At 44.2% G+C, this 14,614-nt stretch carries 17 protein-coding genes; 2 read left to right on the top strand and 15 right to left on the bottom strand.

What is annotated here, in order from left to right:
* Positions 1-17: 17 nt before the first annotated feature.
* From coaBC to dapF, 5 genes are read right to left on the bottom strand one after another with little or no spacing between them, the layout of a single operon-like run.
* Positions 18-1,217 (bottom strand): bifunctional phosphopantothenoylcysteine decarboxylase/phosphopantothenate--cysteine ligase CoaBC, encoded by a 1,200-nt coding sequence (gene coaBC / locus QOL74_RS04985; RefSeq protein ID WP_283408346.1) that lies wholly within the window; start codon positions 1,215-1,217, stop codon positions 18-20.
* 40 nt (positions 1,218-1,257) lie between these two features.
* Positions 1,258-1,866: a guanylate kinase gene (gene gmk, locus QOL74_RS04980; protein ID WP_283408345.1), complete on the bottom strand. Its 609-nt coding sequence runs from the start codon at positions 1,864-1,866 to the stop codon at positions 1,258-1,260.
* Positions 1,867-1,896: 30 nt separating this feature from the next.
* The gene (gene remA / locus QOL74_RS04975) at positions 1,897-2,202 is read right to left on the bottom strand and encodes an extracellular matrix/biofilm regulator RemA (RefSeq protein WP_283408344.1); all 306 of its coding nucleotides are present in this window, start codon (positions 2,200-2,202) and stop codon (positions 1,897-1,899) included.
* Between the two features lie 12 nt (positions 2,203-2,214).
* A complete protein-coding gene (locus QOL74_RS04970) occupies positions 2,215-3,084 on the bottom strand; it encodes a YicC/YloC family endoribonuclease (protein ID WP_283408659.1) in 870 nt (289 codons plus the stop codon).
* Between the two features lie 33 nt (positions 3,085-3,117).
* The gene (gene dapF, locus QOL74_RS04965; protein WP_283408343.1) at positions 3,118-3,936 is read right to left on the bottom strand and encodes a diaminopimelate epimerase; all 819 of its coding nucleotides are present in this window, start codon (positions 3,934-3,936) and stop codon (positions 3,118-3,120) included.
* 165 nt (positions 3,937-4,101) lie between these two features.
* Here dapF and QOL74_RS04960 point away from each other — a divergent pair, with 165 nt between their 5' ends.
* On the top strand, positions 4,102-5,889 hold the full coding sequence (locus QOL74_RS04960; protein WP_283408342.1) for an Rqc2 family fibronectin-binding protein: 1,788 nt from the start codon (positions 4,102-4,104) through the stop codon (positions 5,887-5,889).
* A gap of 12 nt (positions 5,890-5,901) precedes the next feature.
* On the opposite strand, the gene QOL74_RS04955 is transcribed toward QOL74_RS04960, so the two are convergent.
* From QOL74_RS04955 to QOL74_RS04920, 8 genes are all read right to left on the bottom strand, one after another.
* On the bottom strand, positions 5,902-6,828 hold the full coding sequence (locus QOL74_RS04955) for an RluA family pseudouridine synthase (protein ID WP_283408341.1): 927 nt from the start codon (positions 6,826-6,828) through the stop codon (positions 5,902-5,904).
* On the bottom strand, positions 6,825-7,280 hold the full coding sequence (lspA, locus tag QOL74_RS04950; RefSeq protein ID WP_283408340.1) for a signal peptidase II: 456 nt from the start codon (positions 7,278-7,280) through the stop codon (positions 6,825-6,827). Before lspA ends, QOL74_RS04955 begins: the two co-directional genes overlap by 4 nt.
* Positions 7,281-7,347: 67 nt before the next feature.
* Positions 7,348-7,908 (bottom strand): DivIVA domain-containing protein, encoded by a 561-nt coding sequence (locus tag QOL74_RS04945; RefSeq protein ID WP_283408339.1) that lies wholly within the window; start codon positions 7,906-7,908, stop codon positions 7,348-7,350.
* A gap of 18 nt (positions 7,909-7,926) precedes the next feature.
* Complete coding sequence (locus QOL74_RS04940) at positions 7,927-8,712, bottom strand: YlmH family RNA-binding protein (protein WP_283408338.1); 786 nt, start codon at positions 8,710-8,712, stop codon at positions 7,927-7,929.
* 7 nt (positions 8,713-8,719) lie between these two features.
* Positions 8,720-8,995: a YggT family protein gene (locus QOL74_RS04935; RefSeq protein ID WP_283408337.1), complete on the bottom strand. Its 276-nt coding sequence runs from the start codon at positions 8,993-8,995 to the stop codon at positions 8,720-8,722.
* 16 nt (positions 8,996-9,011) lie between these two features.
* Positions 9,012-9,473, bottom strand: coding sequence for a cell division protein SepF (locus QOL74_RS04930; protein WP_283408336.1), 462 nt, complete (start codon positions 9,471-9,473; stop codon positions 9,012-9,014).
* A 12-nt stretch (positions 9,474-9,485) separates the two neighbouring features.
* Entirely contained in the window at positions 9,486-10,178 is a 693-nt protein-coding gene (locus QOL74_RS04925; protein WP_346771716.1) for a YggS family pyridoxal phosphate-dependent enzyme, read from the bottom strand.
* A 67-nt stretch (positions 10,179-10,245) separates the two neighbouring features.
* Positions 10,246-11,526 (bottom strand): biotin/lipoyl attachment domain-containing protein, encoded by a 1,281-nt coding sequence (locus QOL74_RS04920; RefSeq protein ID WP_283408335.1) that lies wholly within the window; start codon positions 11,524-11,526, stop codon positions 10,246-10,248.
* 315 nt (positions 11,527-11,841) lie between these two features.
* Between QOL74_RS04920 and QOL74_RS04915 the strand changes: the two genes are divergently transcribed.
* Complete coding sequence (locus QOL74_RS04915) at positions 11,842-12,120, top strand: acylphosphatase (protein WP_283408334.1); 279 nt, start codon at positions 11,842-11,844, stop codon at positions 12,118-12,120.
* 23 nt (positions 12,121-12,143) lie between these two features.
* Here the strand turns inward: QOL74_RS04915 and QOL74_RS04910 are convergent, their stop codons facing one another.
* Together QOL74_RS04910 and QOL74_RS04905 are read right to left on the bottom strand one after the other, a co-directional pair.
* Complete coding sequence (locus tag QOL74_RS04910; protein WP_283408333.1) at positions 12,144-12,998, bottom strand: hypothetical protein; 855 nt, start codon at positions 12,996-12,998, stop codon at positions 12,144-12,146.
* A 223-nt stretch (positions 12,999-13,221) separates the two neighbouring features.
* Positions 13,222-14,502: an L-lactate MFS transporter gene (locus tag QOL74_RS04905; RefSeq protein WP_283408332.1), complete on the bottom strand. Its 1,281-nt coding sequence runs from the start codon at positions 14,500-14,502 to the stop codon at positions 13,222-13,224.
* Between the last annotated feature and the right edge of the window lie 112 nt (positions 14,503-14,614).

Raw genomic sequence — 14,614 nt, 5'->3', positions numbered from 1 at the left:
CCCTAAGCAGACGGTTCCTACTTTCTATTCAAAATGGTGACAATTTCCGAGATAATTTCCTGGGCAATGATCTCTTTCGACGCAAGCGGGATTTCTTTCATTTCACCTGACGGCTTCATTAAAATCACCTCGTTTGTATCGTGCTGAAACCCAGCCCCTTCACGACTGACATCATTGGCAACCATCAGATCCAATCGCTTTCTTTTCATTTTATCAGCAGCATATGCAGCCACCTGTTCTGTTTCTGCCGCAAATCCTACCAGAATCTGATGTGTTTTCTTTTTCCCAAGTTCCAGCAAAATATCAGGATTCTTCACCATTTGAATGGTCAAATCAGTCTGATTCTTTTTTATTTTCTGCATCGCCATCTCTGCAGGCCTATAATCTGCAACTGCTGCTGCCTTGATGACGACCTGTTGCTGATCGAACAGTTGTAAAACTATCTCATGCATCTCTTTGGTTGTTTTCACAGAATGATAAGTGCAGCCTGCAGGTGGTTCCAAATGGACAGGCCCAGCCACCAGAGTCACTTTGGCTCCGCAGAGCAATGCTGCTTTTGCCAATGCAAAGCCCATTTTCCCTGATGAGTGATTTGAAATGTAGCGAACAGGATCAATCGGCTCCATGGTTGGTCCTGCTGTGATAAGCACATTCACATCTTTAAGGGTTTGGTTGCGACGGAAGTGATCAAGAATATACCCTTCAATCTGACTTGGTTCTGCCATTTTACCTGTTCCCGTGTCACCACAAGCCAGAAGGCCTTCGCAGGGATCAATGAATTGATAGCCCACTTGCTGTAATGTCTTCATGTTTTTTTGAAAAATGGGATTTTCATACATTTTTGTATTCATGGCAGGTGCAAAAACAACAGGTGCAGTCGATGCCATCACTGCTGTCGTAAGAAAATCATCCGCAATACCCCCAGCAATCTTTCCGATGATGTTGGCAGTTGCCGGAGCAATCACAATAAGATCTGCCTTTTGTGATAATGAAATATGTTCGATTTCCCAGTGTTTAATGGACTGAAACAAACTTGTAACCACCACATTTCTGCTCAATGCCTGAAATGTTTGTGGGTGAACAAATGATGTGGCAGCCTCTGTCATGACCACATCCACTTGTGCTCCCTGCTTGACCAGTCGACTAACCAGCTCACATGATTTATAGGCAGCTATCCCGCCACTAACACCAACAACTATCTGTTTTCCTTTCAGCATTGAATCCCACCTCTTTCACATAAACGATGTCTATCATTTTTCAGGAAGAGAAAGTTTTAAGCCAATAATGCCTGCTGCGGACAACGCTGGCCTTTTCAGCCTTTAAAATGCTTTCAATAAGTTGAACAGCATCGCTGACATGGTCATTCATGACAGCATAATCGTAGTTCCCAAGATGAAGAATCTCCTCCAATGCACTGTTCATCCGCCGCTCCAGTTCTTCCGGCGTTTCGGTTCCACGGTGATTAATCCTTCGATGCAGTTCTTCCATTGATGGTGGTAAAATAAAGAGAAACACTCCCTGAGAAAACTTTTTTCGCACCTGCATGGCACCTGCCGTATCAATTTCCAGCAATACATCTTTGCCTCTCTCCAGCTGCTCTCTGACGAATTCTCTGGGGGTTCCATAATAATTTCCATAGACAACTGCGTGCTCTAAGAAAGCATCTTGATGCAATTTTTTCTGGAACTCATCCTCGGAATGAAAGAAATAATTAATGCCCTCCACTTCACCGGGCCTTGCTTTTCGCGTCGTTGCAGAAACTGAAAGTTGTACGCTTGGATTTCGTCTGATAAATTCTTTCACAATGGTGCTTTTGCCGGTTCCAGAAGGTCCGGAAATAACAATCAGAATTCCCTCTTGTGTCATCGCTGCTCCTCCATCTTTTTCCTGATTCGTCTATTCCTCATCTGCATCATAACCCTTATACTCTTTACCGTCATCTTTTTCTTCTTTTGAGTCGTTTCGGGTATGCAGCCGATGAGCCACCGTTTCGGGCTGAACAGCCGAAAGGATAATATGATCACTGTCAGTGACTATGACTGCCCTGGTACGGCGACCATAAGTAGCATCTATCAACGAACCCTGTTCCCGTGCCTCCTGTATCATTCGTTTAATCGGAGCTGATTCAGGACTAACGATGGCTACAATTCGATTAACAGAAACAATATTGCCAAATCCAATATTGATCAGGCGATGTGTCATGATGATTCTCCTTTATTCGATATTCTGAACCTGTTCCCGAATTTTCTCCAGTTCACTCTTTATTTCGACAACCAGCCCATTTACTTTTAAATCGCCTGCTTTTGATCCGATCGTGTTAATCTCGCGATTCAATTCCTGCATTAAAAAATCCAACTTTCGGCCAACAGCATCTTCTTGCTCCATGGTATGCAGAAACTGACTCAAATGGCTGTTGAACCGGACAACTTCTTCATCAATACTGCTTTTTTCTGCCATCATGGCAATTTCCATCATCAGTCGATTTTCGTCGATTTCAATCTCGCGATCCGTTATCTCCTGTATTCGTCTCATCAGACGTTCCCGGTAGCTTTCAGACACTTCGGGACTAATCAGCTGAATCTGATCAATCATTTCTTTTAGTAAATCAAGTCTTTCCGATAAAACCGCTTTCATCGTTGTTCCTTCAGTTTTTCGCATTTGCATTAGCTGTCCCAGAGCAGTCAGCACACCTTTTTCAAGGCAGTTCCACAACAACGTTTCATCCAACTCCTGTTGTTCAACGGTAATCACTTCCGGCAATCTTACAAGTTGAGCGACTGTCAGATCATTTCTAATTGCGAGGGAATCACTCAGACGTACCATGGATTGTTGATATTCGCGGCAAAGATTTTCGTCAATCAGGACTCGTTTGTCTGACTCCTCACTCGATCGCTGGTTGACATACAGGTCAACACGACCTCTTCGAATGTGCGCCTTAAGGCACTGGCGAATCTTTTCTTCAAGAAATCCCAGCTTTCGGGGTATTTTAATCCCCATATCAAGATACCGGTGATTCACTGATTTGATTTCAATTGTGAATCCGGTGTGCTGCACAGTCACTTCAGCTCTTCCAAATCCTGTCATGCTGTTCACTGGTTAACACGTCCTCTCTTTGGATTAAATGCTGTCATTTCTGTGCAAATACTCCCCATGACAAATATCAGTTGCCGGTCCGGTCATTACCAGTCGCTGGTCTGGGTAAATAGCCAGATGAAGCTGACCACCTTCTGCGTTTACTTGAACCTCATCTTTTACAAGGCCTAGTTGATGAGCCACCGCACAAACACTGGTTATTCCTGTTCCACAGGCAAGTGTATGCCCTGCGCCCCGTTCCCAGGTCATCACCCGGGCCTGGCGGGAGTTTTCAATGTAGCAGAAGTTCACATTTGTTCCATCAGGAAAAAGTGCATGCTTCTCGATCATCGGCCCAACTTGATCCACCAGATCAGGTACAGGGCTATCAGTGAAAATGACAACATGAGGCACTCCCATGGTGACATAAGCATATTCAAATGATTGACCACCCGCTTCAAGTGTTGCATGTAATGTATGTATCACGGGTTTACCCATGTCAACAGACACTTCGCTGGTATTGATGTCGACCGCTCGAATGTTTAATGCGATCACACCTGCAAGGGTTTCAATGCGCATTTCTCTTTTGTCAGAAGATGCCTTTGCATCAATGTAACGCGCAAAACAACGAATGCCATTGCCGCACATTTCTCCTCGCGATCCGTCACTGTTGTAGTAATCCATGCGTGCATCTGCAACGCTGGATGCGGCGGCGACCATCAGCCCGTCAGCACCAATGCCAAAACGCCGATGACAAGCATTCTTAACAAGGCTGGCAATTTCGATGCCTGCCGGAAGTTCCATTTCTTTCACCAGTATAAAATCATTTCCAATGCCCTGCATTTTAACAAACGGGATTTTCACAGGATTGCCTCCTTTTTTATTCCTTCCATTATAACAAATTCTCCCTTTTATTTCGATGGCACTTTCCTTAAATTCCATATTTAGAAATAACTCGCCTGTCGATACCCCTTGAATATCATCTCTGAATCAAGTATGATATCTCATGAATAGACAGGAGTGATTATTATGCCTTTAGATGGAAGTGTTGTGGCAGCTCTCCGCCATGAACTTGAACAGTATGCCCTTGACAGCCGTATTGATAAAATATACCAACCGGAATCTGATGAATTGGTATTAACTCTCCGCAATCGTGGTGAACAACGTCGGCTGCTTATTTCGGCGCACAATCAGTATCCACGTGCTCATTTCACCACCCTTGCACGATCTAATCCTGCTCAGCCGCCGGTTTTTTGCATGCTGCTTCGAAAGCACCTTTCGGGTGGTCGAATCATCCATATTGAGCAGCCTGACTTTGAACGGATGCTGATTTTTCACGTGCAGGGGCTCGACGAGCTTAATCAGATCACCCACAAGAAATTAATTATCGAAATGATGGGAAAACATAGCAATATCATTCTGGTGGATACACATTCCGGCCTGATTCTGGATGCCATCAAAAGAGTCCCGCTTCACATCAGTCGCAAACGTCAAGTTCTTCCAGGATTAGCTTATGAGATGCCACCCATGAGTAAAATAAATCCACTGACATTGAGCGATGCAATTGATCTGAACGACTGTTTTTCGCATTCTGACAACCAGCCATTAAAAAGCACCCTTATAAACACCTTTAATGGGTTGTCCCCGCTAATGGCTTCTGAAATACTTGTTCGGTCAGGCATTGATCACAGTCAACACTGGTCTGAACTGAGTCACGCAGAAAAGAAATCTTTTAAGAATGTGTTCTTAGAAGTGACCCATCTTATTTCTCAGGCCGATTTCTCCCCTGCATTGTATCAGGATACTGTCACTGGTCGAATGATCGATTTTTCTGTTATTCCCATCCAGCATTTGAATGCTCTTGATTCGATCCCCGCAGACAGTACCAGCCAACTGCTAGAGCGCTTTTATGGACTCAAAGATCATCAGGAACGTTTAACACAACGTTCTTCAGATTTGCGCAAGATGCTTACTCTTAAACGAAATCGCCACACCCACAAACTGCAAAACCTGCATCAGGATGAGACGAATGCACTGAAGGCCACTCAAGATAAAATCAAGGCTGATTTGTTGATGGCCGGTTTGCATGAAATTGAGGCCGGTCAGTCCACCTATCAGACAGTCAATTACTATGACGACGCCCAACCTACAATAGATATTCAGCTGGATTCCCGAAAAACTCCGGCTCAAAATGCTCAACGACTCTATAAGCGCTATCACAAAGCCAAAACAGCTTTGGTGGAAATCAAACGACAACGCGAAAAAACCCAACAGGAAATTCAGTACCTGGATCAATTATTTCATTCTCTCGACCAGGCGGACTCATTGGCTGATTTAGAGGTGATTCGCCAGGAGCTGGTTGATGCGGGTTACTTGAAGAAACGCTTATCCCGGGGCAAGAAGCCCAAACCACCGGCGGAAAGTCAACCCCTAAAGTATACATCCAGTCAAGGTCACACCATTCTGGTAGGCAAGAACAATCTCCAAAATGAAATGGTCACTTTTCGAATCGGAAAGAAAAATGATCTTTGGTTCCATGTGAAAGACCTTCCCGGTTCGCATGTGGTACTCATATTGGAGCAACAGCAACCCTCAGATGACGAAATTCGAGAGGCAGCTCTGCTGGCCGCTTATTACAGCAAGGGCCGGCAAAGCGGGAAGCTGCCTGTCGATTATACCTGGTGCCGGCATGTTAAAAAACAGCGTGGTGCTCAGCCTGGAATGGTGATCTATGAACAGCATCAGACAATCTATGTTACCCCCAGTGAGTCCGGTATCAACAATTTGCTTGAGAATAATTTAAAAAACAGCCGCTGATGTGGCTGTTTTTTATTCTTTCCCCATTTGTGCCCGAAGCGTTATCAGTACTTTTTGAAAAGAATCTGGCAGCTTTGATTCAAATATCATTTCCTCGCCCGTAACAGGGTGCCTGAAGCCAAGACTTTTGGCGTGCAACACCTGTCCAATTAAATTGAACTTCTTTTGAGTCCCGCCATAACGTTCATCTCCAAGCAATGGATGGTTTAAGTAAGCCATATGCACTCGTATCTGGTGGGTTCTGCCAGTCTCAAGACGCGCTGTAATATAGGTGTGATCCCGGAAACGCTCCTTGACGGTAATATGTGTCACTGCCGGCCTTCCCTCATGCAGAACAGCCATTTTAAGCCTCTGGTTCGGGTGCCGACCGATGGGTGCATTCACGGTAATCTTTTCTTCTCTGATGGTTCCCAATGCTACTGCCTCATAACATCTAATCATGGTGTGATCAGCTAATTGTGCAGCCAGTCCCTGATGAGCCACATCATTCCTTGCCACCACCAGCAGACCCGATGTATCTTTATCAATTCTGTGGACAATTCCCGGGCGTATCACGCCGTTGATCGTCGACAGTTGTCCTTTACAATGATACATCAGGGCATTGACCAGTGTCCCTGTTTCATTGCCGGCCGCCGGGTGAACCACCATGTTTTGTGGCTTATTGACGACCAGTAAATCTTCATCTTCATATATAATCTCCAGTGGGATGGCTTCCGCTTTTCCAGATAAAAGTCGCGGCTCCGGCAACGATACTTCAACAACATCACCCATTTTAACCAAATGCCTGTTTTTACAGTATTTTCCATTCAAGGAAACTCGTTTGTCCTGAATTAATTTTTGCAGATAGCTTCGACTTTTGTTTTCAACAGATTCTGCCAGGTATTGATCCAATCTGAGTCCATCCAGTTCTTCATCTACCACCAGCGTTATCTGCGTCATGAAGCCTCACCTGCCTGCTGCTCTGGCTGTCCTTTGAAAATATAGTAAATCAGTAAAGCCTGGCCGATGACAATAGCCGAATCTGCAATATTAAAGACCGGCCAGAACTGAAAGTCAAAAAAATCCACCACATACCCAAACATCATTCTATCAATAAAATTGCCGATGGCACCACCAACCACCAGGCTTAACGACAATGTCAACAACCGATTCACCTGGGGATTGAAAATTAAGTACCAAAGAATTCCACCAACAATCAGTACCGTGGTGATAATAAAAAACAATCGTTGATTCTGAAGTAATCCAAAGGCTGCTCCCCGGTTTTCCAAATAGTGAAGATGAAAAACCCCTTCAATTACCGGAAATGTGCCAATATCTTTCAGGTATGCCACCACGAGCCATTTGCTCACTTGATCAAGAACTACCGTGACAACGATAACCCACCATTTCATTTTTTTACTCCTTCCGCATAAAAAAGCCTGTCAACTGTATCAAGACAGGCGCATTTGCCGAATAATATTATTCTTCTTCAGACCGATTGGCAGCGGGGTCGGTATTGAATCGCTCTAATATATGGTCTTCAGGTCTGGTAACTGTATGATTGCGATGAGTGTATTTTTTTAGGTCATTCGCAATTTCGTCGGTATCACTGACAATTGTTTCAAGTTGCGCCTGAAGCAATGTCTTAAACCTGGTTTTGAATATCTGAATCTGCTGAAGCACTTCATCCTGATGAGCGTGAATCCGTTCCAACTCACGCCGCGCACTTGCTACTATTTCCTTCGCTCGCATCTCTGCTTCTTCAACCAGCAAGTCTGCCTTTTTCAACGCATTACTTCTCAACTCTTCTGCCGAAGACTGGGCCACCACCAACGTTTCTTTCAGCGTTTCTTCCATTTGCTTGTATTTTTCAACCTGCTTGGAATCCCGCTCCAATTGCTCTTTCAATTCCATGTTTTCTTTGAAAAGCTGTTCGTAATCGGCCATTACCTGATCCAAGAAAGCATCTACTTCCGACTCATTATAGCCTCGAACACTCTTTTTAAACTCTTTGTTCTGAATATCCAGTGGTGTTATCATTCTGTCCCCTCCAGTCAACTACTTCATTATACCAATCTGAACATGCCAGCGCTGCGAACGGCTGAGAGAACCAATTTTAAGCAACTGAATCCTTCCATATCCTTTCACCGAAAGAACATCTCCCTCATGCAGCTCAATATTTTGTTTCGTAGCTGCCTGCCAGTTAACACTCACTTTTTGCCCGGCAACCAATACCTGGGCTTTACTCCTTGAAGTTTTCAGCGCCAACGACAACACCGCATCCAGTCTCAATGAAGCCACAGTCCCATCCACAAGGTGCATGTCGGCTGTTGCCGGCTTGAGAGGAATCGTATCAACCAGTCTGTTTTTAACTTTTACACGTCCCACATTCTCCAGATTCCACATTACATAATCGGCCATTTCCGGCACCAGTGCAACCCATGCATTTTCTTCCAAAATGACAATGTCGCCAACAACATCCCGTTGAATTCCCATGGATAGCAATGCTCCCAGATAATCCCGATGTGTGAGAGAGCTTGATTTGTGAGAACGTGATATTTCAATGAAAGACACAACCGGTTGGAGATCCGAGGGTTCCAAATAATCAGGGACCATCACCAAACGCCGTCGTTCAGCATTGTCAAAACCACCATCCAGCAGCCACTTAAGTCCCCCGATATGTACCAGTAAGGATTCAGTAAGCAACCATTCTCCCGGAGTTAAAAAAAAAGAAATTTTGGTAATATGTCTGTCGGTCACTTGCCTCGCCTGATTAATCAACATCTCCCACCGTTGTCTGGTTTCGGACTGAGAAACACGGCTTAAAGCTGCTTCAATACCCATCCGATAATCACCGTAATAGACTAATTGCAAAATTTGCAATAGCATTAATGAAAATGATGCCAACGATTGGAGAAAAGTCTATCATTCCCTGATATCGGAATACCTGATGTATCATCGTTCTGATTGGACCGAGAATTGGCTCCGTAACGCCATAAATGAGTTGCCCCATCATGCTGTAGGGGTTAATGCGGAGCCATGAAAAAATGACACGAACCAAAATAAAAAAGTTAAGAAGGCGTGCAAAATAATGAACTGCCATCGCCACATTTGTCGTTTCAAACAAGCATCTTCACACTCCTTTATCGATTCTGCCAGGGAAATACACCTTTGTTCCGCAATTCTTCCTTAATGTTGCCGGCAATTTCAACATTGTTGGGAGCCAATATGAAGATGTCGGAAGACACTTTTTGAATGCTGCCATCCAAAGCATAAATGGCGCCGTTCAAAAATTCGAAAATCTTTCTGGCAACATCTGCCTCTAGCGTTTCAAGGTTGACAATCACAGGTTTTCGATTTTTCAGGTTGTCAACAATGTTCTGAACCTCATCATAGGCATTCGGTTCAAAAATCACGACCTTCATCTGTGTCGTTGTGTGAATGTTAACCACCTTGTTTTTTCGGGAACCTGACTGACTGACTCTATCGTCCTGGTCAAACATGGGCTGATCATAAAGGGGTTCTGGGTATAACTCTTCCTCTTCATCCTCAAAAACATCCAATCCCATGAAATGTTTTACTTTATCAACAAATTTTTCAGCCATGAACATTCCTCCCTATGCATAATTGCGACTGCCAAAAAGAGCACTGCCGATGCGAACCATTGTGGCCCCCTCTTGTACGGCTACTTCAAAATCATTGGACATTCCCATGGAAAGCACTTCCATTTCAACGGAACTGAGCCTCTTTTCTTTTGTTAGCTGAAAAAGCTCGCTCAACCGCTTAAAATATGGTCTTGCTTTTTCCGGGTTATCGTCATAGGGTGCCATGGTCATCAGACCCTTCACCCTTATCCCGGATAACTGTTCTGACCTTTTGATCAAATCTTCCAGTTCAATCGGTTCGATTCCAAACTTACTGACTTCTCCTGAAACATTGACTTGGATCAGACAGTCAATCTGCCGCCCGACTTTCAGTGCCCGCAAGCTAATTTCCTCCATCAGCGGAAGTGAGTCAACAGAATGAATTAATGAAACTTTATCAACTATATATTTTACCTTATTTCGCTGTAAATGTCCAATCATATGCCAATTAACCAGGCCATCTATCTGATGATATTTTTCCACCATTTCCTGAACTTTATTTTCTCCCACATTTCTGACACCCAGGTTGACTGCCTGTTGAATCTGATCCACAGCAATTGTTTTTGTCACAGCTATGATATCAATCTGCCTTTTTGGCGAGTCTGATTTAATCAATGATTCCTGTACACGTTCTTCAATCATACGCAAGTTTTCACCTATGTTCATCATCATTCACTCCATCTCATCATCAAGGATGCTACTACTTTGCCACTTCACCATTCACCGTATCAGGCTATCTCACCTTTTGCCCCTCCGCCACGCTCGCCGGATTAGCAATAATCTCATCATACTGACGAATAGTAGTGATTCGAACCTCTTGCCCTTCAGGATCAGAGGCCGGCACCGTCACAGCACCTTCACCCACCACCACGGTCTGATCATCCCGTCCCAGTTCTTTGACAGGCGTTTTAACTGCATAGCCGTTGACGTCTATCCGATAAACACTTTTTCCGCTGTCATCACTCATTATAGCTGATACCGGTAGTTTTAATCCCTCATGTCGCTGATGGATCAATTCTAAAGGCACCACTCTGTTTTGATGCCATGTGCCAATCCCATCCTGCATGTCAATGACCAGTATGACCTCCAGCTGACTGGTGCTTGTCAAAATTTCCCGCAGAGTTCCTCTGACTTCTTTCTGAGTTATCGGGTCGCGTATCAGCAGCCTGATTCCAGTTTCATACTGCTTTGCCAGTTCCTCATTGACCCCCAGCAAGAGCTGCCAGCGCTGGTCGTGAATAATCCTGTAATAACCGACTTCTACAACAGCAGGTTCTTTGATCAAGTGAAAAAAGCTATCAACCAGCGTTGTAGCCCCTTCATCATCTGACGGAAGCCTCAGCTTCTCCCCCCACCCGTCATCGCCGATGGCAAAAATCCCCGGACTCTCCGCTTTGATTTCATGACTGGTATGCTTCAATCGCTGCTCGATTTTTTCCTTTTCTGCTTCCAACTCTTCCAGCGTCATTTCAGGCAACTGACGATGTACTGCAATTAATTGATGTTGATCTGCCAACTCTTCCATCATTTGCTGATTTTGAAATGCCAGTTCATACTGACCATTCTTCAGATTAAGACGTATATCAGACATCAAAAAATTCATCTGCTGATCAATCTCCCGCACTGCTTCCTGAGAATATACAGACGAATCTCCCCCAGACTGCAAGGTCTTTAGTCTCATATCAATCAGTTGATTTTGCAATAACAAGGCATGATCCTGATCAGAAATTAAAATCTCGGCAAGTTTCTGCTGACGTGCCACCTTCTGTCCTTCAGCAATCACCCATCGCAGTCCATGGTCGGCTGTCACCGGATAAACAGTTTCCTGACGTACGGCTACGCCCTCAGCCGAAACCACTTCTTCCAGTATACCGTACTCCGCCAAAACAACATCAATTTTGAGTTGACTGATCAAAGGGCTCATTTTGTAAAACAGATATAAAAATATAATGACACATACAGGCAAGGCAATCACCAGGCCGCCTGTATGTTTCCAACTCCAAGACCGTTTCATGGTCCTCCACCTGCTTATCTTCAGACTAATACAACATCTCTATTTTATCACATAACTCCCTTGGAACAAAACCGCCTGCGTTGGTATTTTATCTCTATCCATCCAGTGCTCTTTTATGAAATTGAACTCATTTCATAACTATTGATCCTTCATCTGATCCGTCTGGGTTGATGATACCGAGCCCAGTAAATGTGGCATTCTGAAGAAAAATCACACTTGCCGGGTATTTATTCATTTGTTGGGTATTGATGCACTAGTGGGCGGATCATCTGATTAAACTCACCTTAATAAATTTCGGAAAAAGAAGGTGCTTTAATGAAAGCAATCCACGTGATCATTACTGGTGATGTCCAGGGAGTTGCCTTTCGGTTTCATGCCAAAAACAAAGCTTTATCTCTTGGAATCAGCGGTTGGGTGCGCAATCGGTTGAATGGTTCTGTTGAGGCATTCTTTCAGGGCGAATCATCTGCCGTTGACGCAATTGCAGCCTGGTGTCATCAGGGACCGCCATCGGCATTAGTTGCACATGTCTTATTTGAAACAGCCACCGTCGATGCTTCTCTGAAAGGATTTGTTGTTCGCTCAACTTGTTAGTACCTGCCAAATTGTTCTCTCGGTTACCATTCCGGAAGAATCATACGTGACAACTCTTCCTGGTCAATTTGCTCCAATGTTTCCCGATCAGGTGCCAATAGATAGAGTCCCAGACTTAGTTCATATTCGTTTTCAAAAATAGCGTAGAATCGCCCATAAAGCCGGATTATCTCAAAATCGGCATGCCCTTCTTGTGGAGGCAGAGGATTTCCATATTGCAGATAACCTCTCTGGTGCTTTTGATAAACATGTTGCGGGCTGTTGGTAATGATCGACGCATCAATTTGCGTCCACCCTTTCCGACCAACATACGTTACATCACTTTCAATCTTTTCAATTTCGATATCGAATGTCACATCTTTCGGATTCAGTCCCATCGATGGCATCACAAGAAATCGCTGATCATATTCGGTAACACTTGTCCATTGATCAGGGTCAATATTGCCAGCTTTGTCAAATCCAAAAGCAAGCTCTGGGGTTTCTTTATGTTGAACCAGATAAGCACCATAAAAACTGGAGAACCGCGGGGATGTATGGTCATAATAAGATGAGTTGTGTTGCCACGGTGAAAAGCCCCCAAAGCGATACAACACCGTCAGTGCCCATGGTTCTCCCTTCCATCTTTCAAATCCGACTTCATCATGGAAAACCAACACCAGTGGATGCCAACGATCATCCTTTTGAATTTGGTTTGTAGGAATATCCAAATAATACTCGTTTTTATTGATCAAACTCATTTTCTGATGATGTAAACTGTAAGGCCACATGACCACCACACTTCGAAGCAAATAATACCACGGAGCTGTGCTAACCATCAAAACCATTAACAGCAATATAACGTGCCACTTTCTCCTACCCATCTGCCTAAGCTTCTCCATCTGTTCACTTCCTTATTATCATCTGGACTTGTCCCAGGCTTGCCCATTCCTTATTCTTCATTCATTGTCACGCGAATGATATCCTTCGTCAAGTTTGTCTGGTATGAAAGCATACAAGTTTCTCAAAAATGAATGTGATAAATCACAGAAAGTATATGGAGCTTCTGGCAAATGCCAGAAGCTCCTGATGAGTGGATCATGGTAGATTATTTTATGCCATATATTAGTCGGTTTTCGGCTCAGGATCTGATGATAAGGATGAGACAACCTGATCAACACCCTGAGCAGCCGGTGCCTTGGTAAACAGAGTCATCACAGCACCAGCGGCGCTTAAAACCCCAGATACTACATAGCTCAATGCGTAGGTACCGGTCAAGTCTCTGACGATACCTCCCAATAGTGGTCCAAATACGCCGCCAATTCCCCAGGCAGTAATAACCATGCCATAGTTAATACCAAAGTTTTTCACTCCGAAATAATCTACTGTTGTTGCCGGGAAGAGGGTGAGCATGCCTCCAAATGTGAATCCGACAACTGAAACACCTGCAATCAGCAACAGTGGACTGTTTAAGCTGGGAAAGAACACATAAACAGCTACCTGAAGCACAAACATTGCAAACAAGGTGCGCATGCGGCCAAATTTATCAGAAATCACACCGCACCCAACACGGCCGGCACAATTGAAGATGGCATATATCCCAACAAGCATGTAGGCATTTGCCATACCAGCCTGTTCAAGGCCAATTTTAGAAAGCTGCCCTATGATTAGAAGTCCTGCAAATGTTCCAAAACAAAACATCGTCCAGAGTTTGTAAAATTGCTTGGTTTTTAAAACCTCATTCCATTCATAATCCACCTTTTCAGGTGCCTGATGCGTCAATAGCTGTTTTCTTGAGGCAGCTTCAGGGTCAACGCCTGCCGGCACATATCCTACGGGCGGATTTTTAATAAACTGGGCTAAAATCATGATCAAAGTAAAAAATACGCCACCCAGAATAAAAAATGTACGCTGTAAGCCGTAGGTGGTTAATAAATAATTAGTGACTGGCGCAATGTAAAGTGGCGCCAGACCAAATCCACTTACCACGATCCCTGATATCAAACCCCTTTTTTGAGGGCTGAACCACTTCACAGCCGCTGGCGTTGGGGCAGCATATCCCATCCCCATACCCATTCCAAAAACAACTCCAAAAAAAAGTGTCAGTCCAATGATCGTCAGATAGAGACCTGACATCAGGAATCCAATACCTGCCAAAACTGCTGCTCCCATAATGATTGGCCGTGGTCCAAGCCTGTCCTGAAGCCTGCCCCCAGGTACCATTGATAATGCAAACACAGCACAAGCCACCATGTAGGGAATTTGTGTCATTGTGGCGCTCCATCCCAATTGATCGATCAGAGCGGCAGAAATGACACCCCAAGCGTATAGAACACCCAGCATTAAATTAACCCCTAAACCAGCAAACGTTACTACCCATCCTGCTCCAAACCTTCTTTTCTCCACATCGCACCCCCTGAATTCTACATGCTATTTCGTTGATTTCATTCCATTTTATCAGAAACCGTGCTCTTCGAAAAGTTTTTTTTACGAAAAACGTTATTCTGTTGCTTTGTGT

The organism is Anoxynatronum buryatiense (assembly GCF_900182905.1).
GTDB classification, from domain to species: domain Bacteria; phylum Bacillota; class Clostridia; order Peptostreptococcales; family Tindalliaceae; genus Anoxynatronum; species Anoxynatronum buryatiense.
This window is presented reverse-complemented; position numbering and strand designations above follow the sequence as displayed.

Bases quoted from the DNA above. Each gene is read 5' to 3' on its own strand.
- coaBC (WP_283408346.1), bottom strand. From the start codon at position 1,217: ATGCTGAAAGGAAAACAGATAGTTGTTGGTGTTAGTGGCGGGATAGCT.
- gmk (WP_283408345.1), bottom strand. From the start codon at position 1,866: ATGACACAAGAGGGAATTCTGATTGTTATTTCCGGACCTTCTGGAACC.
- remA (WP_283408344.1), bottom strand. From the start codon at position 2,202: ATGACACATCGCCTGATCAATATTGGATTTGGCAATATTGTTTCTGTT.
- QOL74_RS04970 (WP_283408659.1), bottom strand. From the start codon at position 3,084: ATGACAGGATTTGGAAGAGCTGAAGTGACTGTGCAGCACACCGGATTC.
- QOL74_RS04960 (WP_283408342.1), top strand. From the start codon at position 4,102: ATGCCTTTAGATGGAAGTGTTGTGGCAGCTCTCCGCCATGAACTTGAA.
- QOL74_RS04955 (WP_283408341.1), bottom strand. From the start codon at position 6,828: ATGACGCAGATAACGCTGGTGGTAGATGAAGAACTGGATGGACTCAGA.
- lspA (WP_283408340.1), bottom strand. From the start codon at position 7,280: ATGAAATGGTGGGTTATCGTTGTCACGGTAGTTCTTGATCAAGTGAGC.
- QOL74_RS04945 (WP_283408339.1), bottom strand. From the start codon at position 7,908: ATGATAACACCACTGGATATTCAGAACAAAGAGTTTAAAAAGAGTGTT.
- QOL74_RS04940 (WP_283408338.1), bottom strand. From the start codon at position 8,712: ATGGGTATTGAAGCAGCTTTAAGCCGTGTTTCTCAGTCCGAAACCAGA.
- QOL74_RS04930 (WP_283408336.1), bottom strand. From the start codon at position 9,473: ATGGCTGAAAAATTTGTTGATAAAGTAAAACATTTCATGGGATTGGAT.
- QOL74_RS04925 (WP_346771716.1), bottom strand. From the start codon at position 10,178: ATGAACATAGGTGAAAACTTGCGTATGATTGAAGAACGTGTACAGGAA.
- QOL74_RS04920 (WP_283408335.1), bottom strand. From the start codon at position 11,526: ATGAAACGGTCTTGGAGTTGGAAACATACAGGCGGCCTGGTGATTGCC.
- QOL74_RS04915 (WP_283408334.1), top strand. From the start codon at position 11,842: ATGAAAGCAATCCACGTGATCATTACTGGTGATGTCCAGGGAGTTGCC.
- QOL74_RS04910 (WP_283408333.1), bottom strand. From the start codon at position 12,998: ATGGAGAAGCTTAGGCAGATGGGTAGGAGAAAGTGGCACGTTATATTG.